This is a genomic window from Curtobacterium salicis (genome assembly GCF_011759505.1).
Taxonomy (GTDB): domain Bacteria; phylum Actinomycetota; class Actinomycetes; order Actinomycetales; family Microbacteriaceae; genus Curtobacterium; species Curtobacterium salicis.
This window is the reverse complement of record NZ_JAAOYO010000003.1, coordinates 101082-123338: the sequence shown is the minus strand read 5'-3', so window position 1 is coordinate 123338 and position 22257 is coordinate 101082. Positions and strand designations below refer to the sequence as shown.

The 22257-nt window shown below is 72.0% G+C and carries 15 protein-coding genes; 7 read left to right on the top strand and 8 right to left on the bottom strand.

All coding sequences use genetic code 11. From position 1 onward, the window contains the following. Nucleotide 1 precedes the first annotated feature (1 nt). The 4 genes from pstC to E9228_RS09060 all read right to left on the bottom strand — a co-directional run bounded on the left by pstC (nucleotide 2) and on the right by E9228_RS09060 (nucleotide 5576). Nucleotides 2-952 (bottom strand): phosphate ABC transporter permease subunit PstC, encoded by a 951-nt coding sequence (pstC, locus tag E9228_RS09075; RefSeq protein ID WP_166780275.1) that lies wholly within the window; start codon nucleotides 950-952, stop codon nucleotides 2-4. Between the two features lie 163 nt (nucleotides 953-1115). Then, on the bottom strand, nucleotides 1116-2234 hold the full coding sequence (pstS, locus tag E9228_RS09070) for a phosphate ABC transporter substrate-binding protein PstS (protein ID WP_166780274.1): 1119 nt from the start codon (nucleotides 2232-2234) through the stop codon (nucleotides 1116-1118). 232 nt (nucleotides 2235-2466) lie between these two features. Further along, on the bottom strand, nucleotides 2467-3414 hold the full coding sequence (locus E9228_RS09065) for an NUDIX domain-containing protein (RefSeq protein ID WP_166780273.1): 948 nt from the start codon (nucleotides 3412-3414) through the stop codon (nucleotides 2467-2469). Beyond that, complete coding sequence (locus E9228_RS09060) at nucleotides 3411-5576, bottom strand: RNA degradosome polyphosphate kinase (protein ID WP_166780272.1); 2166 nt, start codon at nucleotides 5574-5576, stop codon at nucleotides 3411-3413. Before E9228_RS09060 ends, E9228_RS09065 begins: the two co-directional genes overlap by 4 nt. Before the next feature lie 214 nt (nucleotides 5577-5790). Here E9228_RS09060 and E9228_RS09055 point away from each other — a divergent pair, with 214 nt between their 5' ends. The 3 genes from E9228_RS09055 to E9228_RS09045 are packed head-to-tail and all read left to right on the top strand — an operon-like array spanning nucleotide 5791 to nucleotide 14271. Beyond that, on the top strand, nucleotides 5791-8586 hold the full coding sequence (locus tag E9228_RS09055) for a hypothetical protein (RefSeq protein WP_166780271.1): 2796 nt from the start codon (nucleotides 5791-5793) through the stop codon (nucleotides 8584-8586). Then, complete coding sequence (locus E9228_RS09050) at nucleotides 8583-9947, top strand: ABC transporter substrate-binding protein (protein WP_166780270.1); 1365 nt, start codon at nucleotides 8583-8585, stop codon at nucleotides 9945-9947. Before E9228_RS09055 ends, E9228_RS09050 begins: the two co-directional genes overlap by 4 nt. 49 nt (nucleotides 9948-9996) lie before the next feature. Continuing rightward, entirely contained in the window at nucleotides 9997-14271 is a 4275-nt protein-coding gene (locus E9228_RS09045; RefSeq protein ID WP_166780269.1) for an FtsK/SpoIIIE domain-containing protein, read from the top strand. A 254-nt stretch (nucleotides 14272-14525) separates the two neighbouring features. Here the strand turns inward: E9228_RS09045 and E9228_RS17325 are convergent, their stop codons facing one another. Genes E9228_RS17325 through E9228_RS17055 form a run of 3 tightly spaced genes read right to left on the bottom strand, consistent with a single transcriptional unit; the run spans nucleotide 14526 to nucleotide 18260 of the window. Then, complete coding sequence (locus E9228_RS17325) at nucleotides 14526-16712, bottom strand: protein kinase domain-containing protein (protein ID WP_166780268.1); 2187 nt, start codon at nucleotides 16710-16712, stop codon at nucleotides 14526-14528. 46 nt (nucleotides 16713-16758) lie between these two features. Beyond that, nucleotides 16759-17580 carry a mycothiol synthase gene (gene mshD, locus E9228_RS17060; protein ID WP_166780267.1) on the bottom strand — a complete coding sequence of 274 codons (822 nt, stop codon included), beginning with the start codon at nucleotides 17578-17580 and terminating at the stop codon, nucleotides 16759-16761. Continuing rightward, nucleotides 17580-18260 (bottom strand): winged helix-turn-helix domain-containing protein, encoded by a 681-nt coding sequence (locus tag E9228_RS17055; RefSeq protein WP_166780266.1) that lies wholly within the window; start codon nucleotides 18258-18260, stop codon nucleotides 17580-17582. Before E9228_RS17055 ends, mshD begins: the two co-directional genes overlap by 1 nt. Before the next feature lie 98 nt (nucleotides 18261-18358). On the opposite strand from E9228_RS17055, the gene E9228_RS09025 reads away from it, so the two are divergent. The 3 genes from E9228_RS09025 (at nucleotide 18359) to ygfZ (ending at nucleotide 20513) form a co-directional block, all read left to right on the top strand. Then, nucleotides 18359-18664 carry a hypothetical protein gene (locus tag E9228_RS09025; protein WP_166780265.1) on the top strand — a complete coding sequence of 102 codons (306 nt, stop codon included), beginning with the start codon at nucleotides 18359-18361 and terminating at the stop codon, nucleotides 18662-18664. 170 nt (nucleotides 18665-18834) lie between these two features. Beyond that, entirely contained in the window at nucleotides 18835-19437 is a 603-nt protein-coding gene (locus E9228_RS09020) for a heme-binding beta-barrel domain-containing protein (RefSeq protein WP_166780264.1), read from the top strand. Continuing rightward, nucleotides 19437-20513, top strand: a complete 1077-nt coding sequence (gene ygfZ, locus E9228_RS09015; protein ID WP_166780263.1) for a CAF17-like 4Fe-4S cluster assembly/insertion protein YgfZ — start codon at nucleotides 19437-19439, stop codon at nucleotides 20511-20513. Before E9228_RS09020 ends, ygfZ begins: the two co-directional genes overlap by 1 nt. A gap of 142 nt (nucleotides 20514-20655) precedes the next feature. Here the strand turns inward: ygfZ and E9228_RS09010 are convergent, their stop codons facing one another. Further along, nucleotides 20656-21444 (bottom strand): class I SAM-dependent methyltransferase, encoded by a 789-nt coding sequence (locus E9228_RS09010; protein WP_166780262.1) that lies wholly within the window; start codon nucleotides 21442-21444, stop codon nucleotides 20656-20658. Between the two features lie 44 nt (nucleotides 21445-21488). Between E9228_RS09010 and E9228_RS09005 the strand changes: the two genes are divergently transcribed. After that, the gene (locus tag E9228_RS09005) at nucleotides 21489-22235 is read left to right on the top strand and encodes a phosphoglyceromutase (protein WP_166780261.1); all 747 of its coding nucleotides are present in this window, start codon (nucleotides 21489-21491) and stop codon (nucleotides 22233-22235) included. Nucleotides 22236-22257 lie beyond the last annotated feature (22 nt).

The window sequence follows — 22257 nt, the reverse complement described above, 5'->3', positions numbered from 1 at the left end:
GTCAGGAGACTCGGTTGCGGACGATGTACCGCGCGAGCATGTTGATGACCAGGGTGATGACGAAGAGGATCAGGCCCGACGCGATGAGCGCGTTCAGTGCCGTTCCCGAAGCCTCGGCGAACTGCAGCGCGATGTTCGCCGCGATGGTCGACGGGTTCAGCGGGGTGAGGAGCTGGAACGTGATGTTCGTCGACACCGACAGCACCAGGGCGATCGCCATCGTCTCACCGAGCGCCCGGCCGAGGCCGAGCATGATCGCGGACACGATGCCGGACTTGGCGAACGGCAGGACCGACATCCGGATCATCTCCCAGCGCGTCGCACCGAGGGCCAGGGCCGCTTCCTCGTTGAGGGTCGGCGCCTGCAGGAAGATCTCGCGCATGACGGCCGTCATGATCGGGATGGCCATCACCGCCAGGACGATCGACGCGGTGAGGATCGTGCGGCCGGTGCCGGACAGCGGGCCGGAGAACAGCGGGATCCAGCCGAAGTGGTCGTGCAGGAACGCATAGAACGGCTTCACCAGGCGGGCCAGGACGACGATGCCCCAGAGGCCGTACACGACCGACGGCACCGCGGCGAGCAGGTCGATGACGTAGCCCAGGACCGGCGCGAGGCGGCGCGGTGCGTAGTGCGAGATGAAGAGCGCGATCCCGATCGCCAGCGGCACCGCCATGATCAGTGCGAGGAACGCCGACCAGACCGTGCCGAAGACCAGCGGTCCGACGTAGCTCCAGAAGTTCGAGGCGTCGTTCGGCAGCGAACCGGCTTCGGCGTTGAAGGCCGGGATGCTCTGCCAGACGAGGAACGCCGCGACGAGGACGAGGGCGAAGAGGATCAGGCTGCCGGCCGTGACCGACGCGGCGGAGAACACCCGGTCGCCGACGCGGACGACGGCCTTGGGCTTCGACGGGGTGGCGGTGTCCTGGTCTCGGACCGGTGCGGTCGTCATGGGGCTCCTGTCGGAGGATCGCGCCGGGGTGAGCGCGAGGGGTTCGGGGGGAGAGGTGGAGCGTCGGGGCCGTGACGGGCGCGGGAGGCAGCTCGCGTCAGGACGGGCGAGAGCCCGGACGCCGGTCAGGTGGGTGGGACCGGCGTCCGGGCGCTTGCGGGTGTTACTTGATGGTCTTGACCGCCGCGGCGGCCTTGTCAGCGAGGTCGGACGACAGGGCGGCCGACTTGGCCTCCGTCGCTGCGGCCTTCTGCGCGTCCGCCGAGACGACGTACCCGAGGAACGCCTTCACGAGGTCGGCCTTGGCGCTGTCCTTGTACTCCTGGCACGCGATGGCGTAGGAGACGAGCACCAGCGGCCAGGCGCCGTCTGCCGTGTCCTTGCGGTCGATCTGGATGGCGAGGTCGTTGTCCTCGCGACCCGACGCGACGTCGGAGTCGGCGACGACCTTGGCCGCACCCTCAGCCGAGATCTCGGTGGCCTTGTCGCCGACCATGAGCTTGGCCTTGTCGAGGTCACCGGCGCCGGAGTCGTCGATGTAGGTGATGGCGTTCGACGCGCCCTGCATGGCCGAGGCCACACCGGAGGTCTTCGCTGCCGCGTCACCGACCTGGAACGGGAAGGTCTGGCTCGGCTCCTTGCCCCAGGCGTCACCGGCGTTCTCCGACAGGTACTCGGAGAAGTTCTGGGTGGTGCCGGAGTCGTCGGAGCGGTGCACGACGGTGATGTCCGCGTCGGGCAGCTTGACGCCGTCGTTGAGCGACGCGATCTCCGAGTCGTTCCACTTCTTGATCTTGCCGGAGAAGATGCCCGCGATCGACTTGGCGTCGAGCGTCAGGTCCGAGACGCCGTCGACCTTGTACGCGATGGCGATCGGGGAGATGTAGACCGGGATGTCGATGGCCTTCGAGTCCGCTGCGCAGCCCTTGAAGGTGCCGCCGAGCTCGTCCTCGGAGAGGGCGGCGTCGGAGCCGGCGAAGTCCGCGGCACCCGAGATGAAGTTCTCGCGGCCAGCACCCGAGCCGTCGGGCGAGTAGTTCACGGTGACGCCGGAGGCCTGACCCTGGAAGCCGGCGGCCCAGGTCGCCTCAGCGGTCTGCTGAGCGGAGGAGCCGGAGCCGGTGAGCGTGCCGGAGAGGCTCGAGTAGTCGACACCCGAGGAGGCGGCGGGCGACGACGAGTTGCCGCCGTTGCCAGCGTCCTCGTTCGCCGCGCAGGAGGAGAGCACGACGGCGCCGGCGATCGCGATTGCCGCGACCGAGCCGATTCGCTTGATGTTCACAGGGGTCCCTTCGGGAATTAAGTGCAGTGGGACCGCTGTGTGGTCCCCGGGCCGGTGCTGACCCGGGAGTGACTGTAGGGACGAGAGGTGACCGGGATGACGCTCCCCGGTGAACGGGAGGTGAACGCGGGGTTCACCCGGTGCGGGTCGCCGGACACCGGGGCGGGCTCGGGAGCAGGATCGGGGCATGCTGCCCACGGGGCGGTGCTGGCCGGGACCCGGCCGTGCCGGCTCAGGCGCTGACGGTGTTCCGGTGCGTCTCGACGGCGACGAGCTTGCGTCCGGCGATGTGCATCACGGCGAACTCGCCGACGGAGAGCATGGCCGCACGGCGGAGGTCGAACCGCGCCGCGTCGTCCGCGGTGTCCGTGGCGATCCGCGCCACGATGTCGGGCAGGACGGGGCCGTGCGAGCAGAGCACCGCCGTCTTCGCCTTGTCGAGGCGCTTCCGCACGACGCCCTTGACGTCGGCCGTCCCGCGCTCGTGGGCGTCCTGGCTGATGTCCGGGGTGTCGGAGACGCCGACCTTCGTGCGCGCCGACAGGGGTTCGACGGTCGCCAGGCAGCGTGCTGCCGTGCTGCTGACGATCTTCTTCGGGCCGAACGCCGCCACCGGTGCGGCGGCCGCCTTCGCCTGTGCGCGGCCGAGGGGGAGGAGCGGCCGGGTCGCATCCGGACCGTCCCAGTCCGAACCCGGGACGGTCTTCGCGTGCCGCAGGGCGATCAGCGCGAACGTGTCGTGCTCGTGCGCGGCGGCCCGGTCGGCGAAGCGGTCGAGGATCGCGACGTCCCGTTCGTAGGTCAGTCGCCCGCGGGCGTCGTCGATGGAGACCCACTCGACCGCGGCGACCTCGTCGTTCGGTCGGAACTTGCCCGCACGCTCGGCTTCCTTCCGGGAGACCCGGGCCGACCAGTAGTGCACGACCTTGTCGCGACCGCCCGGCAGCACGTACTCGGCCTGACCGAGGGGCGCGCCGAGGTGCACGCGGTACCCGGTCTCTTCGTCGATCTCGCGGACGGCTGCCCCGGGGATGCTCTCGCCGGGGTCCACCTTGCCCTTGGGGAAGGAGACGTCCTTGTGGTGCTCCCGGTGGATCAGGAGGACGAGCGGCTCGCCGTCCTGGTCTCGCCAGACAACGGCACCGGCCGCGAGGACCGGGCCCGGTTGCCCACCGCTCACCGAGTGGAACGCTTCCGTGCCGAGATGGTCCGCATGATGACATTCTGCACGTCGTCGAGCGGGCGGCCGTCATCGTCCGTCGAGTGGCGGCTCCACTCGCCGTCGGATTCGAGGTGCCAGGAACTCGTCGTCTCGGCCATCGCCAGGTCGAACATCTCCTGGACCTCGGTGATGTGCGCCGGGGTGGTGAGCCGGACGAGGGCCTCGACGCGGCGGTCGAGGTTGCGGTGCATCATGTCGGCGCTGCCGATGAACACCGCGGGGTCGCCGTCGTTGTGGAACGCGAACGCGCGGGAGTGCTCGAGGTAGCGTCCGACCACGCTCCGGACCCGGATGGTCTCGCTGACGCCCTCGAGGCCTGGCTTCAGCGAGCAGATGCCACGGACCCAGACGTCGACCGGCACGCCGGCCTGGCTCGCCAGGTAGAGCGCGTCGATGATCTGCTCGTCGACCATCGAGTTGACCTTGATGCGGATGCCCGAGGGCTTGCCGGCGCGGGCGTTCTCCGCCTCGGTCTGGATGCGCTTCACCAGGCCCTTGCGGAGGTGGAGCGGTGCGACGAGGAGACGCTTGAACTTCTTCTCGATCGCGTACCCGGACAGCTCGTTGAACAGTCGCGTCAGGTCCTTGCCGACGGTGTCGTCGGCGGTGAACAGGCCCATGTCCTCGTAGATGCGCGAGGTCTTCGGGTTGTAGTTGCCCGTCCCGATGTGGCTGTAGTGCTTGAGCGTCCCGCCCTCCTGCCGGATGACGAGCACCAGCTTCGAGTGCGTCTTCAAGCCCACCAGGCCGTACACGACGTGCACGCCGGCCTTCTCGAGCTTGCGCGCCCAGGTGATGTTGTTCTGCTCGTCGAACCGCGCCTTGATCTCGACGAGCGCGAGCACCTGCTTGCCCGCGGCGGCGGCGTCGATCAGGGCCTCCACGATGGGGGAGTCGCCCGAGGTGCGGTACAGCGTCTGCTTGATCGCCAGGACGTTCGGGTCGGCCGCGGCCTGCTCGAGGAAGGCCTGCACGCTCGTCGCGAAGGACTCGTACGGGTGGTGCACCAGGACGTCCCGGGCGGCGATCGCGCGGAACAGGTCGGGCTTCGTGTTCGGTTCACCCGGCTGGAACTGCACCGGGGTCGTCGGCACGTGGCGCGGGTAGTGCAGGTCCGGGCGGGGGAGCTTCGCCAGTTCGAACAGGCCGCCGAGGTCGAGCGGCGACGGCAGACGGTAGACCTCCTGCTCGGTGATGTCGAGCTCGCGCACCAGCAGGTCGAGGGTCACCGGGTCCATGTCCTCGGTGATCTCGAGACGGATCGGCGGACCGAACCGACGACGGAGGAGCTCCCGTTCCAGCGCCTGGATGAGGTTCTCGGCCTCGTCCTCTTCGATCTCGACGTCCTCGTTGCGGGTGATCCGGAACACGTGGTGCTCGATCACCTCCATCCCCGGGAACAGGTCCGGGAGGTGGTTCGCGATCAGGTCCTCGAGCGGGATGAAGCGCAGCCGCCCGGAGTTGTCGTCCGGCAGCTTGATGAAGCGCGGGTAGTTCTGCGGCACCTTCAGGCGCGCGAACTCCTGGCGCTGGGACTTCGGGTTCCGCACCCGGACGGCCAGGTTGAGCGACAGGCCGGAGATGTAGGGGAACGGGTGTGCCGGGTCGACCGCGAGGGGCATGAGCACCGGGAAGATCTGCTCGGAGAAGTACTCGCGCATCCGGAGCCGGTCGTCCTCACCGAGGTCGGACCAGTGCTCCACGTGGATGCCCGCGGCGTCGAGGTCGGGCTTCAGCGACCCGATGAACGCGTTGGCGTGGCGTTCCTGCAGCTCGTGGGCCTTCATCGCGATGTCGCGCAGGACGTCGCTGGGTGCGCGGCCGACGTTCGTGGGGACCGCGATGCCGGTGTCGATGCGGCGCTTCAGCCCGGCGACCCGCACCATGAAGAACTCGTCGAGGTTCGACGCGAAGATCGCCAGGAAGTTCGCGCGCTCGAGCAGCGGCTGCGTCCGGTCCTCGCCGAGCTCGAGCACGCGCTGGTTGAAGCGGAGCCAGCTGAGCTCGCGGTCGAAGTACCGGTCGGAGGGCAGCGACTCGTGCTCGATCTCCACGACCTCGTCGAAGTCGTCGAGGTCGTTCGCGACGGAGTCGCCGTCGAGCTGCGGTTCGGTGTCCATGGCCACATCCTGCCACCAGCACCCTGCGCCGGGGGCTGCCCGGGTGGCCCCTGTGGAGACAGCCGGTGAACGGGGAGTGGAGCGGGTCGCCCGCCACGTGGCCCGAACGGGGGACTCCCGGCCCTGTGGAGAACGGAACCCGGCTTCCGGCTGCCCGGCTAGGATCGACACGCTTGTCGGTTCTTGAGGGGGACGATCGCCAATGTCGTTGCGCATGCTGCATCCAGGGGTACGAACGAAGAACGGCCGCGCGCTGGCCGTGGTCGCGATGGCGGGTGCTGCCGCGCTCGTGCTCGCGGGGTGCACCACGTCGGACCGGGCGGTCGAGAAGCCCTCGCGCGTCCTGCAGACGGTCGACACGCAGTTGGCGGCGGACGGGTCGATCACCACGATCTCCGACACCGCGATCTCCGTCGGGAAGGACCGCTCGTCGTCGGCCGTCACCGAGCACGACGCAGCGAAGGCCGCCGCCGACCTGCCGCTCCGCGTCACGACGCAGTACACGACCGCGAAGAAGAGCGGTACCGACCTCGCTGACCTGGCGGGCTACTCCGGGCGGGTCGAGATCGACCTCACCGTCGAGAACCTGACCGTCCGGTCGCGCAACCTGACGTACGACGTCGCGGGGGCCTCCCGGACGACCCCGGCGCTCGTCGGTGCGCCGTTCAGCATCGCGGCGTCCACGGTGTTGCCGGGGACCAAACCGAACAGCGTCGTCACCGACACCTCGGACGACGCCACCTCGACCGACGGCGTCGTCAGTGCGAACGGTGACGGCGACGCGGTCGTGCAGTGGGGGCGCCTCCTCGCCCCGCCGACCTCGGGCGCCAGCACGACCCTGCACCTCGTGGCGGACGTCGACGACTTCGCCGCACCCTCCTTCGACCTGGCCGCGCAGCCGGGGATCTCGACCGACCTCTCCTCGACCGGCGTGGTGAACGCGGCCTTCGGGTCCGACACGGACTCCGAGCTGGCGCTGCAGCGGCGGACCATCGACCTCATCTCGCAGGTGAACGAGGTCCTGGCACGTGCCGGCGGCACGATCACCGAGGTCCGGTCGAACCTCGAGACCACCTCCGCGACGCTCGGCGTGCGCACGGCGGAGCGACTGAAGGAGAGCAGCACCGCCCTCGCCAGCACCATGCAGTCCCTCTCGGGGCAGCTCAGCTCGCTGAAGGGCGACCTCGGCTCGACCGTCAGCGCGACCCAGTCCACGGTGCTGCAGCAGCTGCAGGAGACCACGTCGAGTCTCGATGCGCTGCTCGGCGACACCTCCGCCACCGCGCCGGCTCCGGCCATCGACGGGCAGGGCTGCGCAGCCGAGCCGGAGCAGTCCGCCGGCGGTGCGAGCGTCTACGGCAACCTGCTCCGGGTCTCCGCGCAGCTCGAGGGCTACGCCGCCGCGAGCGAGGCGTGCAAGCAGCAGGTCAGCGTGCAGCTGGCGTCGTCCGTCGGGCCGAGCGAGCCCACGGCCGAGAAGTGCGCCGCCGAGGACGCCCGGTTCTCGCTCACCTGCGCGCTGTTCGCCTCGTCGACGACCATCACGGCCGCACTCACCGGCCTGGTGCAGACCGGCGACGACCTCGCCGCCACCCTCCAGCCGGAGCTCGCGCAGTCCGCGATCGACAGCTACGGCACGGTCGACGCGCGGCTCGACGACGTCCAGAAGACGCTCGACGCCCTGCAGGCGCGCTCCGGGGACGGCACCGCGTCGGTCAACCAGCAGTTGGACGCCCTGGAAGAGGCAGTCCGGGTCGCCGGGGTCGGCATCAAGGAGCTCAACGACAAGGTCGCCGCCTTGCACGGGCGGGCGCAAGCTGCACGTGCGGCCATCGGGAACATCGGCGACTCCCGCTTCAGCGGGACGATGCAGGCGCAGAACGCGGCGCTGGCCCAGCGCATCTGCGAGCTGGTCGCGCCGACCAGTGACGGCGGAGTGCTCCCGCCACTGCCCACCGGACCCGGACTGACCGAGCAGCAGGCCGACGAACTCCGCTCCTACCTGACGGCCACGCCCTGCGTGGACGAGGGTGACGGTGCGACGCTCGACACCCCCGTCCCGTTCGACAAGCCGATGGACGCCCGTCTGGCCGACGACTCGGTCGCATGGGACGACCTGATCCAGGCGACGGACGTGCAGGACGAGACCGGCGGGCTCGGCGCGGCGACGCGTTCGTTGCGCGATCGGTTCGCGGGGATCGAGAGCGCCCGGGCTGCGGTGGACCAGAGCATCAACACGAGCGGCGGTGACGTCTCCTCGTCCGTCGAGCAGATGCAGTCCGCGGTCCGTGACGCGAACCAGGCTGGCGATGCGCTCGCGACGGCCCTGAACTCGGTCCGCGACGAGCAGGACGCGCTGGGCCAGAAGGTGAAGGACGCTTTCGCCCAGGCGAACGATGCGACCGCGAAGAAGATCGACGCCCTCATCGACCAGCAGGTGCGCGACGTCTCCAAGCAGGCCGAGAGCAGCAACGCGGCAGTGCTGAAGGCCTTCGACCAGTCGATCGCGGGCCTCCGGTCCACCTCGAAGGACGTCACGGTCGGCGCCAAGGGCACGATCGACGAGCAGCGGGGCAAGCTCGAGCGCGAGAACGGTGCGCTCGCCGGTGCGATCGACAGCCAGACGAAGCAGAGCCTCGCCCGCATCGACGCCAGCACGACGGCCTCGACGCGGGACGTCGAGGGCGCGAGCACGCTGCTGACCGGTGACCTCAACCGCGTGATGCTCGACCTCGGTGACCGCAAGGTGAACGGCTCCGGCATCCTCGGCGCGATGGCCACGAGCGCGGCGAAGTCGGACTCCGCCGACTACCAGCTCGCGCTGGCCTCGCAGAACGCCGCCGGGTACGCCAATGTCCGGGCCGAGGACGTGTCGGGCATCCTGCTGCAGCAGGAGCAGTTCCGCGCCTCCCTCGACGCCGCGACCGCGTTGCCCGCGTTCCGGATGGACGTGCCGAAGGGCGCGACCTCGACGACGCTGTACGCCTTCACGATCGGAGCCGCACGATGACGCACCAGGCCGTCGACGACGCGCGGGGCACACGCGGTCCGCGACAGCCCCTGGCCATCGTCGCCCTCGCGGTGCTCGTCATCGCCGTGGTCCTGGCCGTGGTGGTGTTCGTCGTCGACCGCAACACCCCGGCAGCCGAAGCCGTGCCGGCCACGGTCCCGGTACCGATCCGCGTCGCGCACGTCCCGGACGGCACGAAGATCGGTGTCGTCGTCACGCTCGGCGACGGCGAGGGGTCCGAGTGGGACGAAGCCGCGCAGGGCGCCCTCGTCGCCGCGAAGCGACTCACCCTCGGCGGGACCGACGTCGAACTCGTGACCCGCAACGACGGCGGCAGCACGAGCGGCGCGAAGCGTGCCGTCCAGCAGCTCGCCGACGCCGGCGTGGCCGGCATCGTCGTCGCCTCCTCCGGAGCGCACGTCTCGGCCGCGCTCGACGCCGCGTCCGAGGCAGGCGTCCCCGTGGTGCTGCCGTACGCCAGCGGCGGTGACGGCTCCTGGTCCACGGCTCCGTCCCCGAGCTCGGTCAGTGCGGCGATGCAGCGAGCCATCCGTGGGGCGGACGCTCCCCTCCTCGTCGACCTCGGTGGCGGCGCGCCCTCCGGGATCCGGTTCGCCCACGTGGTGACCGCCGACACGGCAGCCGACGACAGCGCGCTCGCGACGACCGTGGCCGAGCGGACCGGCGCCACGTCGACTTCGACGGACCCGTCGGCCGACGCGACCGCTGCCCCGACCGACGGTGCGCCGGCCGAGCCGGACTCCGACGCCGTCGTGGTCAGCGGGTCTGCTGCACGTCAGGGTGCGTTCGTCGCCGCGTTGCAGTCCGCCGACGTGACCGTCCCGGTCGTGCTGACCCCGCAGGCGACCAGCCCGGCCTTCGGGACCGCCCTGGCCGCAGCCGACGGCAGCCTCTCCGGCACCTTCGTCTCGGCGGGCGTCGCGACCGACGACGCCCGTGCCCTCACCTCCGACGCCCAGGGACGGGCGATGTCCGCCTTCCTCGGCGGTGTCCGGGTGCTCGCCGACGACGCCGACGCGCAGAACCTGACCGCCGACCAGCCGTTCTCCGCGGTCGCGTGGGCCGCCGACTCCCGCAGCCACGATGCCGTCGTCGCGCTCGTCCGGGCCGTCGGCGCCGCGCGCAGCGACGAGCCGTCCGCCGTGGCGGACTCGCTGTCGGCGCTGCGACTCGACGCCGGTGACGGCATCGCCGGACCGGCGCTCGACTTCCGGCAGCAGCAGGCACTCCGCACCGACGCAACCGTGCTCGCAGCGTCGTCGCAGACGCTGGGGCTCCGCCCGACCACCACCGAGCCCACTTCGGCGCTCGTGTGGTTCCAGGACTCGACGGCACGCTGACCGCGTCCACGGCACCCCCACCACCCGACGGACCAGGAGGAGCGCGCGCATGCGGCTGTTGATCGAGCTCGACGACCGGCGTGACGCGGTGGAGGTCGACGGCTGGGCGAGCACCAGCTGCCTCGGCGAACTGGTGGAGTCGGCGACGGGCCTGGCGCTCGAGCCGGGGACGACGCTCGCCGTCGACGGGCACCGGACGAGTGTCGACACCCCGCTGCGGGACCTGGTCCTGCTCGAGGGCTCCCGCATCGCCCGCGCACCGGAGGAACGCCCGCAGCTCGTCGACGGTTGGTCCGTCACCCTCGCCGGCGGACTCGTCACCGGCGCGGTGGTCCCGGTCCCGCGGTCCAGGAGGCTCGTGGTCGGCCGCGCCCCGCAGGCGGACCTGGTCCTGCCCACCGAGAGCGCCTCGTGGGAACACTGCACGATCGAGCGCGAGGACGACGGGGTCCGCATCCGCGACGCCGGGTCCACGAACGGCACCGTCGTGGCCGGCGAGCGGCTCGACGAGGACGGCGTGCTCGTCACGGTCGGCACGAGTGTCATCGTCGGTGGGGCGGTCCTGCTCGTCCGTCCCGAGCTGCACGAGACGCCGGTGCCCGCGCCCGGTTCCCTGCCGAACCTGACACCGGCCGCGACCGCTCCCTTCAACCGACCGCCGCGGCCCGGCCGCAACACGGCGGTGGAGCCGGTCTCGCCCCCGACGAAGCGTGACGTCCCGCCCGCGTCGAAGTTCAGCTGGATCACGGTCGCCGCACCACTGGTCCTGGCGGGGGCGATGGTGCTGCTGCTCGGCGACGCCCGGTTCGCCCTCTTCGCGCTCCTCAGCCCGGTGACGGCGATCGGCATGTGGTTCGAGCAGAAGCACCGGCGGGCGCGGAACCTCAAGGAAGAGGACGAGCGTTTCCTCGAGGCGGTCCGCGGGTTCAGCGGTGAGATCACCGCCGCCGCGGCGATCGAGGCGGCTCGGCGGCAGGAACTCGTACCGGACCCGGCGACCGTCGTGCGCCGGGCGCTGCTGCCGGCGACGACGCTCTGGCAGCGTCGCGCGGACGACGTCGACTTCCTCAGCCTGCACGCCGGCACGGGTGACGCACCGTGGCGGCCGGAGCTCGACTCCCGTGCCACACAGTCCAAGCTCGAGGACAACGCGAAGGCGGCGATCGAGTCGAGCAAGCTCACCGCCGCCCCGGTCGTCGCGGACCTCAGCGACGCCGGCGTCGTCGGGATCGTCGGCGACCGCGAGGGCGCGCTCGCACTGGCGCGCAGCCTCCTGGTGCAGGCGACCGTGCACTGCGGTCCCGCCGACCTGACCGTCGGCGTGTTCTGCGACCGCGGCCGGGAGGACGACTGGTCCTGGGCCTCCTGGCTGCCGCACGCCCGGGTGGCGGGGAGCAGTACCGGTCAGCGGTGGATGTCGGCGCAGCGCGACCAGGGTGCCGCGGTCCTCCGTGGTCTCCGCGAGTCGATCGACGAACTGCCCACGCCGGAACTCCTGGTGCTCATCGACTCCGAGGTGCTCACCGAGGGCCGTGACGCGCCGGCCCGCAGCCTGCTCGGGCACGGCCGGAGTGCGCCGGGGCAGATCCGGCGACCGGGGGAGCGTCCGCGCCGGGTGAGCGGCATCGTCATCGCGACGAACGAGCAGCAGCTCCCTGCGGCCTGCACCACGATCATCACGGTCGGTGCCGACGCCGCGGCGACCGTCTACCGTCCGGCGGACCGGACCCGCGTCGAGGACGTGGTGCTCGCCGGGCTGACCTCGGGCGACGCCGAGCGGTGCGCCCGACACGTCGCGCACTTCGACGACCCCGAGCTGCTGGTGCCGGGTGCGTCGCTGCCGGCCCTGGTGCGCCTGCCCGACCTGCTCACCGGCTCCGCTCCGGCCACCGGAGCGACCGGTGCGGCCGCGATCCGTGCCGCCTGGGACGCCCGCACCGGCTTCTCCACCCCGATCGGTTCGTCCGAGGGCGGGGTCCTCGAGATCGACCTGGTCCGCGACGGTCCGCACGGCCTGGTGGGCGGGACGACCGGTTCCGGCAAGAGCGAGTTCCTGCGGTCCTTCGTCGCCGGACTCGCTGCCCGCAACGACCCGACGCGCCTCAACTTCCTGCTCGTGGACTTCAAGGGCGGGGCTGCGTTCGCCGCCTGCGAGCGTCTGCCGCACACGATCGGCACGATCAGCAACCTCGACGAGCAGCTCGCCGACCGCGCGATCCGTGCCCTCGAGGCCGAGCTCGGTCGCCGCCAGCGGGTGTTCGCGGCGGCGGGTGCGGACATCGACAACCTCGACGCCTACCTGGCGACGAAGCCGGCGGAGCCGATGCCGCGGCTGCTCTTCGTGGTCGACGAGTTCGCGATGCTGGCGAAGGACTTCCCGGACGTCCTCACCTCGCTGGTGGCGATCGCCGCGGTCGGTCGCACGCTCGGTGTCCACATGGTCCTCGCGACGCAGCGTCCTGCGGGCGTCGTCAGCGAGGACATCCTCGCGAACACGAACATGCGCGTCGCACTGCGGGTGCAGAGCCGCGAGGACTCCATGAACGTCATCGGCGTCCCGTCAGCCGCCGGCATCGGACGGCAGCAGACCGGCCGCGCCTACGTGAAGCTCGGGCAGGACGACATCACCCCAGTGCAGACCGCGCTCGTCACCGGCCGTGCCCGGGACCTCCGGGCCGAGCAGCCGGTCACCGTCCGTCCCACGGACGTCTTCGGCGTGCCGGCACCGATCGCCTCCACGGCACCGGCGGCCTCCGACCTGACGGACCTCGACGTCCTCATCGACGCGATCTCGGCGGCGAACGACGAGGCCGGCTACGCCCCGCCCCGTCCGATCTGGCCGGAGGCCCTCACCGCCTCCGTCCCGCTCGACGCGTTGGCGCCGGCCGACGGCACGACGGGCGCCACAGGCACGACGGGCACGACGGTCCCGGTCGCCCTGGCCGACGACCCGGACAACCAGCGACAGGTCACGAGCGGGTGGGACCGGGCCGAGGGCAACCTCATGCTCATGGGCATCCCCGGCAGCGGGACGAGCACCGCACTGGCGTCCATCGCGCTGCAGCTCGCCCGGACCACGAGCCCCGAGGACCTCGACCTCCTGGTGCTCGACATGGGTGCCGGTGACCTCGCCCCCCTCGCCGACCTGCCGCACACCAGCGCCTACGTCGGGTCCGGCGCGGGGGCCGGCGAGCTGCAGGCCCGCATGCTCCGCTACCTCCGGACCGAACTCGACCGCCGCCGCGCTGCCCCGGGTGGCCGCCGGGCGGTCGTCCTGGTGGACGGCCTCGCCGCACTCCGCGACGAGTACCAGGACTTCGAGGGTCAGCAGCTCCTCGACGCCCTCTACCGCGTCTACGCCGAGGGTCCGGCGCTCGGTATCTCCTTCGCGGTGTCGACGACCCGCGCGAAGGCCGTCCCGTCCGCCATGGACGAGGTCACGACCCAGAAGTGGCTGTTCCGGCTCGCCGACCCGTACGACTACGCCACGATCGGGGTCCGGCCGAAGGACGTCCCGCCGCCGGTCCCGGGTCGGTTCATCGACTCGATCACGAAGCTGCAGTCGCACATCGGCACGCCGGACGGGACGCTGACCGAGGCCGTCCGTGCCGTTGCCGAGCGCTGGCCCGGCACCGCGCCGAAGGCCAGCGCGGTCGGCCGGCTCCCCGGCGCCGTCTCGGTGGCGGACCTCAGCGTGTCCGCTCGCTTCGACACCGAGCCGTGGCAGCTGCCCGTCGGCATCGCGGAGGACGACCTCGGAACGGCCGTCCTCGAGGTGTACGACGGCGAACACGTCCTGGTCGCCGGCCCGGCCCGTTCCGGCAAGTCCTCGGTGCTCCTCGCCCTGGCTGAGTCGGCGCGGGACACGGACGGCGTCCGACCCGCGGTCTGGGCGATCTGCGACCGCCGCTCGCCGCTGGCCACCGGCTCGTTCGACCGCATCGCCGTCGGGGCGGACGAGGTCCCGGCGCTCCTGGCGGGCATCCGTCTCGAGCGCGGCCCGGTCCTGCTGCTCATCGACGACGCCGAGCGGTTCGACGACGGCGACCAGAGCATCGCCTCGCTCCTCTCCACCGAACGTCCCGGTCTGTGCGTCGTCGCATCCGGCCGGTCGGCCGACCTCCGCTCGATGTACAACCACTGGACGCGAGCGGTCCGGAAGTCCCGGTGCGGGGTGCTGCTGCAGCCCGACGTCGACTACGACGGCGAGCTCCTCGGCGTGACGCTGCCCCGCCGCTCACCGGTGGCGTTGACGGTCGGTCGTGGGTACGCCGCGTCGGGAGGCGCGGTGCGTCTCGTGCAGACCGCCTCCGCCGCCAGCTGACCCAGCCGACCAGCGTCCGCGGCCGCGCCGGCCGCGCGGGCCGCGGCCGCGGACGCGCTGACGCGGACGCGCTGACGCGGACGCGCTGACGCAGACCCGCAGACGCAGACGCAGACGCAGACGCGCAGACGCCCAGGCGCAGGCGCACGGCCGACGGCACACCGCACACCGCACACGGCCGACGGGAGGCGCACGCCGGCGCCACCCCGCGCCTCCCGTCCGGCGGCCCGCCGGCAGCACCACCCGCACCGACCTCAGTCGCGCGTGGTGATCCCGAAGGGGTCGCTCTCGAGGTTCGTGAAGTTCCCGACGGTCGCTCGCACCGTGCAGGTCGGCGCCACCGACAGTGCGGTCACGACGAGCCCGTCAGACGACACCGCCAACGCTCCGGAGCAGCCGTCGGCGAACCGGACACCGGACTCACCGCCGGCGACGTCGACGAGCATCTCCGACGGCCGACCGGTGCTCGGGCTGCGGTAGAGCGGGTTGAGTTCGTCCGCGCCGCTCGGCCACACCGGCACGAGGGTGACGGGCAGGGTGGTCTGACTGACGCTGCGGTCCGGGGTGCGGACGTCGATGCCCTGCAGCCGCTGCACCGGGTACGCGGTCCCGTTCACGGACTGGTCGCTGACGGCGGCGGTGGTGGCGGCGCCGACCCCGTCGAGCCACTCCTGCAGGGCCGAACCACCCGACCCGGAGCCGGCAGCCCCGGACGAGCCGGACCCGGACGAGCCGGACCCGGACGAGCCGGACCCGGACGAGCCGGACCCGGACGAGCCGGACCCGGACGAGCCGGACCCGGACGGCCCACCCTCGATCGCGTCCGCCGGCACGGTCGCCTGCACGGTGACGGACCCGCCGGCTTCGATGTCCAGACCCGACAGGCTCCACGCACAGGGTGTGTCGACGCCGGTCAACGACGGTTGGTTCCGTTTCGCCATGACACCCTCGCCGTCCCAGGTGACGGCCGGGCAGTCGGCGCCCTCCGCGGCGGCCGGCAGGACCTCGAGCAGGGGTCCGGTCAGCGGAGCGGTCTGCGCGGCGTAGGTGATCGAGAGCTCGACGGTCCCGGCGGACGCGTCCACCACCGCCTTGCGCGTGGTGGTCAGTCCGGTGGGCAGCGGTCGGTCCTGCTCGTAGGCGCTGGCGCTCTGCGCGGTGGTCGCGCCGCCCGCGGGCTGCTTCTTCCCACTGCCGGGCAGCCACACCACGGCCGCGATGACGAGCACGACGACCAGGACGATCCCGAGCAGGCCGAGCAGGAGCATGCGGTTCGTCAGCCAGTCGGGGCGGGAGACGCGGCGCCGCGGGGTCTCGACGTCGGCCGGGGTGGCGGGGAGCACGGGGCGTGCCAACGGTCGGATGACGGTCTGGGACCCGGCGGGGCCGAGCTCGGGCTCCGGTTCGACGGGGCCGTCCCCCGTGGACTCGAGCGCGCCCCCGGCGGGACCGGGACGGGCACCGGCGTCGGCGCTGCCGGATCCACCACCGGCGAGGCCGCCGGCGAGGCCGCCGCGCACGACCGTCGCCGGCCGCTCGACCTCGTCGAACGTGTCCGGGTCCTCGACCCTGGCCAGCGCCGGAGCGTCCCGCAGTGCGCGGGCGAGTCTCCGGAGGGTCGCGGCGGCGTCGACCGCTGACGGACGCGCGGCGGGGTCCTTCGCCAGCATCGACGACAGCGCGGCCCAGAGGGCGTCGGGCACGTCGAGCCGCGGCGGGGTGGAGGTCACGTGCCGGTACGCGACCGCGAAGTCGGTGCCCGGCCCGGCGAACGGCGTCCGTCCGGCGAGCAACTCGTAGAGCATGACGCCGGCACCGTAGACGTCGGCAGCAGGACCGGAGCGACCCTGGCTGATCGACTCCGGCGCCATGTACTGCGGCGTGCCGAGGAGTCCGGTGGTCTTCCGGTCGCGTTCGGCCACGACCGAGGCGATGCCGAAGTCCGACACCCGGACGTCACCCGTGCTGCCCGGGGTCCACCGGTGGTCGAGCAGGACGTTGTCGGGCTTCACGTCCCGGTGGCTGACGTCCCGCTCGTGTGCGGCGGCGAGGGCGTCGAGCGTCTCGGCGGTGATGGTCAGGGCGTCGCGTGGCGCCAGCGTGCCGACGTCGAGCAGCAGGTCGCGTGCCGATCCGCCGCTGACCAGGTCCATGACGATCGCCAGCCGGTCGCCCTCGACGACGAGGTCCCGGACGCGGACGACGGAGGGGTGGTCGAGCGCCAGCAGCACCGAGCGTTCCCGGACGAAGCGTTCGACGACGTCGGGTTCGGCGGCGAGCTCGGCCCGCAACAGCTTGGCGGCGAACTGCTCACCGGTCGCGGTGTGCTCGGTGCGCCAGACCTCGCCGGACGCACCCGTCCCGAGGAGCTCCACCAGGCGGTAGGACGCGCCGAGTGGCTCCCCCTTGCCGTACTGCGAGTGCTGGCCGTCCTGCGCCACAGATCCCCCGAACCCACGAACGTCGGTGCGTCACCGACGCTCCATGTTACCGGCCGGTCGTCGGCGCCGCGTACTGGACGTCGATGCTGTGGTCGACGAACCCCTGGCGGCGGTACAGCGCCAGTGCGGGAGCGTTGTCGCCCTCGACGTAGAGCGCCACGGCATGCAGACCGCGGTCGACGAGCCGTGCTGCTCCGGCGCGCATGAGCACGCCGCCGAGGCCCGTCCCCTGCAGGTCCGGCCGGACGGCCACGGCGTAGTACTCGCCGACGCCGTCCTCGACCTTGAGCCAGCAGGATCCCGCCAGCCGGCCGTCGGCGTCACGCAGCAGGACGAGGTCGTCGCCGGAGAACCAGGCGTCGGACTCGCGTGCCCGCAGGTCGTCGAGCGTCATCCGTCCCTGCTCGGGGTGCGACGCGAATGCCGCCGCGTTCAGGGCGAGCCAGTCGGTCTCGTCCTCGGTCGACCCGGCCCGGAACGCGTCGAGACGGTAGCCGGCCGGGAGGCCCGGGTCGGCCGCCGTCGTCGGCACCGGTGCGCGCAGCTGCAGCAGCGTCCGCTCCGCGGACCAGCCCGAGCGGGCCGCGAGGGCACGGGCGGCGGGGTGGTCGCCGTGTGCCCAGGCACGCGTCGGGGGGTCCGCGAGGGCGAGCACCTGCTCGACGAGACGGGTCCCGATGCCGCGCCCCCGTGCCTCCCGGTGGACGAGGACCTCGACCTCACCGTCGCGGACGACCGCGACGCCGGTGTCGTCACCGAGGACGTGGGCACGGCCGGTGCGCAGGTCGACGAGGGTCTGGTCGGAGAACGGGGGAGCCTCGCCGTCCGCGACCGCGGCGTCGGCGAGCTGTTCGACGATCGCGAGCACTACTGACCCTGCGCGCGGTCGTCGTCGTCGTGCACGTTGAAGCGGTAGCCGACGTTGCGGACGGTGCCGATGAGGGACTCGAGGTCGCCGAGCTTCGCGCGCAGTCGTCGGACGTGGACGTCGACGGTCCGGGTGCCACCGAAGTAGTCGTAGCCCCAGACCTCGCTGAGCAGCTGCTCGCGGGTGAACACCCGGGCGGGGTGCGTGGCGAAGAAGCGGAGGAGCTCGAACTCCTTGAAGGTCAGGTCGAGCGGCCGCCCGCGGACCTTCGCGGAGTAGCTCGCCTCGTCGATGACCACGCCGGAGGCCTGGATCTTCGACCCGGTCTGGTTCTTCGAGGCGCGACCGGCGTTCAGACGGATGCGGGCGTCGACCTCGGCGGGACCGGCGGACTCGAGCACGACGTCGTCGATGCTCCACTCGGTCGTCACGGCCGTGAGGCCGCCCTCGGTCACGACGAGCACGACGGGTGTCGTCGAACCGCTGGTGGCGAGGATCTTGCAGAGGGCCTTCGCACTGACCAGGTCGGTGCGGGCGTCGACGAACATCAGGTCGCTCTGCGGTGCGTTGACGAGCTGTGCTGCCTCGGCGGGCACGTGCCGGATCCGGTGGCTCAGCAGGCCGAGGCTCGGCAGGACGTCGCCGGGCGCGGCCGAGGTGAGTACCAGGAGCTGTGCCACAGGACCTCCAGAGGGAGAAGACGTCGTTGCGCCATCCTAGTGAGCCCGGGGAACCCACCCGGACGGACGGTGCAGCAGGCGACTGTCATGATGGGGAGGTGAGCGAGACGACGGACCCCGTGGGCCCCGACCCGGAAGTCGTGCCGAGCCAGCGCCGGCTGCGGCTGACGTCGGTCGTGCCGGTGTGGTTGCTCGCGGTCGTCGGGTCGGTGCTCGTGCTCACCCTGACGCAGAAGGACTCCTTCGCCTGGCTGCTGCTCGTCTTCGTCGCGGCCGTGTTCGTCAGCTTCGTCCTGCAACTGGCCACGCAGACGAAGGACGGCCTGGTGGAGCGGATCAGCATCGCGTCGTCGGGGTCGTTCGTGGTCGTCTTCGTGACCGCGCTGATCCTGCTCGTGCGCTGATCCTGCCGGTGCGCTGAGCCTCCTGGCTTCCCGGCCCGGTCCGCGTAGACTTCCGGCATGGATTCGCTGCTTGCGCTCGAGCTCTTCTACGTGGGCCTGCTGGGCCTGGCGTCGCTCGCGATCGCCTTCATCTCGGTGACCGTCGTCGTCAAGCTCTTCAAGGGCCAGCGGTGATCGAACTCCCCGAGGGCCTGTCCGCCGAACTCGTCCCACTGTCGTGGCTGGTCGGCGTCTGGGAGGGCACCGGCGTCGTCGAGTACCCCGTGGGCGAGGACGACGAGGTGCGGACGTACGAGTTCGGTCAGCGCGTGAGCTTCAGCCACGACGGACTGCCGTACCTCAACTACTCCTCGACGACGTGGTTGCTCGACGACGGCCACACGCCGCTCGCCGCCGAGATGGGCTACTGGAGGCTCGACCGGCCGTCCGAACCGGGCGACCGTGGCCCCGCGCTGCTGCTCGGCGACGGCCCGGTGCCGTTCTCGACCACGCAGAGCGTCGAGACCCTGCGCAACCAGGCGAACGGCTTCGACGTCGAAGCGGCGATCATCCACCCGACCGGCGTCAACGAGCTCTACGTGGGGCGGGTCAAGCAGGGTCGCATCGACCTGGCCACCGACGCCGTGATGCGCTCCGCCAACGCGAAGGAGTACTCGGCCGCCACCCGCATGTACGGACTGGTCGAGGGCAAGCTCTTCTGGGCGTGGGACATCGCCGCCCTCGGACGGGAACTCACCTCGCACGCCTCGGGGCAGCTCGCGAAGGTCGACTGATGACCTCGCCGTTCGCTGTCCGTGACGGGTTCGTCGCCTCCGCCGCCGGGCCGGCCGCCCACTTCGGCAACCCCCTCGGCGAGCAGCGTCTGCTCGCCCGCGGGCGCGCGGTCGTGGAACTCGGACTGGGCGTCGTCACGGTGTCCGGCCCGGACCGGCTGTCCTGGCTGAACTCGATCACCTCGCAGCTGCTGCTCGGCCTGGCTCCGGGGGTGAGCACCGAGACTCTGGTGCTGGACGCCTCCGGTCGGGTGGAGCACGCGGCCCGTGTGGTCGACGACGGCGAGACCGTGTGGCTGCTCACCGAGCCGGCCGACGCCGAGCCCCTCGCCGCCTGGCTGTCCTCGATGCGGTTCATGCTGCGGGTCGAGGTCACCGACCGCTCGGACGCGCTCGCGACCCTCGGCTGGTTCGACGGCGCCGACCCGCTGCGGGGCACCGAGCCGCTGGCGACCTGGACCGACCCGTGGGCGTCCGTCACGCCCGGCGGGTGGGGCTACGCCGACCAGGAGGCCCACCCCGGCTCCGACTGGACCCTCCGCATCGCCGTGGTCACGCCCGACACCGCTGCCCAGGTCGCCGCGTCGGACGTCCCCGCCGCCGGCCTCCTCGCGCTCGAGGCCCTGCGGATCGCCGCCTGGCGTCCCTCGCTGTCCGACGTGGACGAGCGGACGATCCCGCACGAGCTCGACTGGCTCCGTTCCGCCGTGCACCTGTCGAAGGGCTGCTACCGCGGGCAGGAGACCGTCGCGAAGGTCCACAACCTCGGACGCCCGCCGCGACGCCTGGTGATGCTGCACCTCGACGGCTCGGACGGTGTCGTGCCGTCGCCCGGCACCCCGGTGATGCTCGACGACACCGAGGTCGGGCGGCTCGTCGCGTCGGCCACGCACCACGAACTCGGTCCGGTCGGGCTCGCGGTCGTCAAGCGGTCCCTCGACCCGGCGGCCGTGCTCACCCTCGCCACCGACGACGTCGTCGTGACCGCGGCGCAGCAGGTCATCGTCCCGCCAGGTGCCGGTGCGACGGCGGACGTCCCGCGGTTGCCGCGCCTCGGAGCGGTCCGCCGCCCCTGACCCGCCCCGCCCCGCGCGGCCGGCGACCTCGGCAAGACACCGGTGTTCGTCCGTCGCGCCGCGACCATCCGCGGCGCGTTCGACGAACACCGGTGTCCAGCGTGCCTCCCGGCCGCGACGCGGACCGCGGGAGACGGGCGCGTCAGGCGGGAGTCACCGCGGACCAGGGGACGCTGAGCTCCCCGAGCCGCCAGCGCGTCGTGCCGTGCAGGACCGGCCAGCCGCGGTCGCGCATTCCCCGCGCCGTCGCGATCCACCGCTGCCGCGGACCGTACGTGCCGAGCGGTGCCGCGACGGCCCACGCCAGGTCGAGGTCGCGGAGGAACCCGTGCACCCGTTCGCCCGGGACGTTGCGGTGGATGAGCGCCTTCGGCAGTCGCTCGGCGACGATGCTCGGCACGTCGAGGCCGGCCAGGCGCAGGGCGAGGGTGAACGTGTGCGGCCCGTCGACGTCGAGCGTCACCCAGGACGCGACCCGGCCGACCTCGTTGCAGGTGCCCTCGACGAGCTGCCCGCCGGGCTGCAGTCGGTCCTGCATGATCCGCCACGCGCCGACCACCGCCGACTCGTCGTACTGCCGGAGCACGTTGAAGGCGCGGATCACCGCCGGCTGCCGGCCGCCCGGAGTCGGCGTCTCGAAGCCGCCGAGGCGGAACGTCACGCCGTCGCGGGTCCCGGCGTTCGCGAGGGCCACACGGGAGGGTTCGATCTCGATGCCGGTGACCTCGACGTCGGGTCGGACCCGGGCCAGACGGTCGCGGAGTTCGAGCGTCGTCGTCGGGCTCGCCCCGTACCCGACGTCCGCGACGAGCGGGTCGTCCGTCCGGCGCAGGACGGGGAGCGTCGCGATCCAGCGGTCGACCCGGCGGAGGCGGTTGTGCCCGGTCGTCCCGCGGGTGACGGTGCCGATCGGCGAGGACTTCCCGGGCATGGGACCAGGGTACGGGTGGAGCACCGCTCGGTAGACTCGGACGCATGACCTCCACGCTCGTCCTGCTCCGTCACGGCAACAGTGACTGGAACCAGAAGAACCTGTTCACCGGTTGGGTCGACGTCCGGCTCTCGGAGCTCGGCGAGAAGGAGGCGAAGCGGGCCGGCAGTCTCATCGCCGAGTCCGGCATCGTCCCCGACGTCCTCTACACGTCGCTGCTGACCCGGGCGATCCAGACGGCCGACATCGCCCTGCTCGAGGCGGACCTGGCCTGGCTGCCCGTGAAGCGTGACTGGCGCCTCAACGAGCGGCACTACGGCGACCTGCAGGGCAAGGACAAGGCGCAGACGCTCGAGCAGTACGGCGAGCAGCAGTTCATGGAGTGGCGCCGTTCGTTCGACGTCCCGCCGCCCCCCATCGCGGACGACGCCGAGTGGTCGCAGGCCCACGACCGCCGGTACGCGGACCTCGGCGACCAGCTGCCCCGCACCGAGTCCCTGAAGCTCGTCATCGACCGACTGCTGCCCTACTGGGAGTCCGACATCACGGCGGACCTCGGCGCGGGCAAGACGGTCCTCGTCACGGCGCACGGCAACTCGCTGCGGGCGCTGGTGAAGCACCTCGACGGCATCTCGGACGACGACATCGCCGGGCTCAACATCCCCACGGGCATCCCGCTCGTCTACGAGCTCGACGACGAGTTCCGTCCGACGAAGCCCGCGTACTACCTCGACCCCGAGGCCGCTGCCGCCGGTGCCGCGGCGGTCGCCGCCCAGGGCGCGAAGAAGTAGTCCGGACGTACCTTCGGGAGCG

Bases quoted from the DNA above. Each gene is read 5' to 3' on its own strand.
- E9228_RS09005 (WP_166780261.1), top strand. From the start codon at position 21,489: ATGACCTCCACGCTCGTCCTGCTCCGTCACGGCAACAGTGACTGGAAC.
- E9228_RS09010 (WP_166780262.1), bottom strand. From the start codon at position 21,444: ATGCCCGGGAAGTCCTCGCCGATCGGCACCGTCACCCGCGGGACGACC.
- ygfZ (WP_166780263.1), top strand. From the start codon at position 19,437: ATGACCTCGCCGTTCGCTGTCCGTGACGGGTTCGTCGCCTCCGCCGCC.
- pstC (WP_166780275.1), bottom strand. From the start codon at position 952: ATGACGACCGCACCGGTCCGAGACCAGGACACCGCCACCCCGTCGAAG.
- E9228_RS09055 (WP_166780271.1), top strand. From the start codon at position 5,791: ATGCTGCATCCAGGGGTACGAACGAAGAACGGCCGCGCGCTGGCCGTG.
- E9228_RS09050 (WP_166780270.1), top strand. From the start codon at position 8,583: ATGACGCACCAGGCCGTCGACGACGCGCGGGGCACACGCGGTCCGCGA.
- E9228_RS09060 (WP_166780272.1), bottom strand. From the start codon at position 5,576: ATGGACACCGAACCGCAGCTCGACGGCGACTCCGTCGCGAACGACCTC.
- E9228_RS09045 (WP_166780269.1), top strand. From the start codon at position 9,997: ATGCGGCTGTTGATCGAGCTCGACGACCGGCGTGACGCGGTGGAGGTC.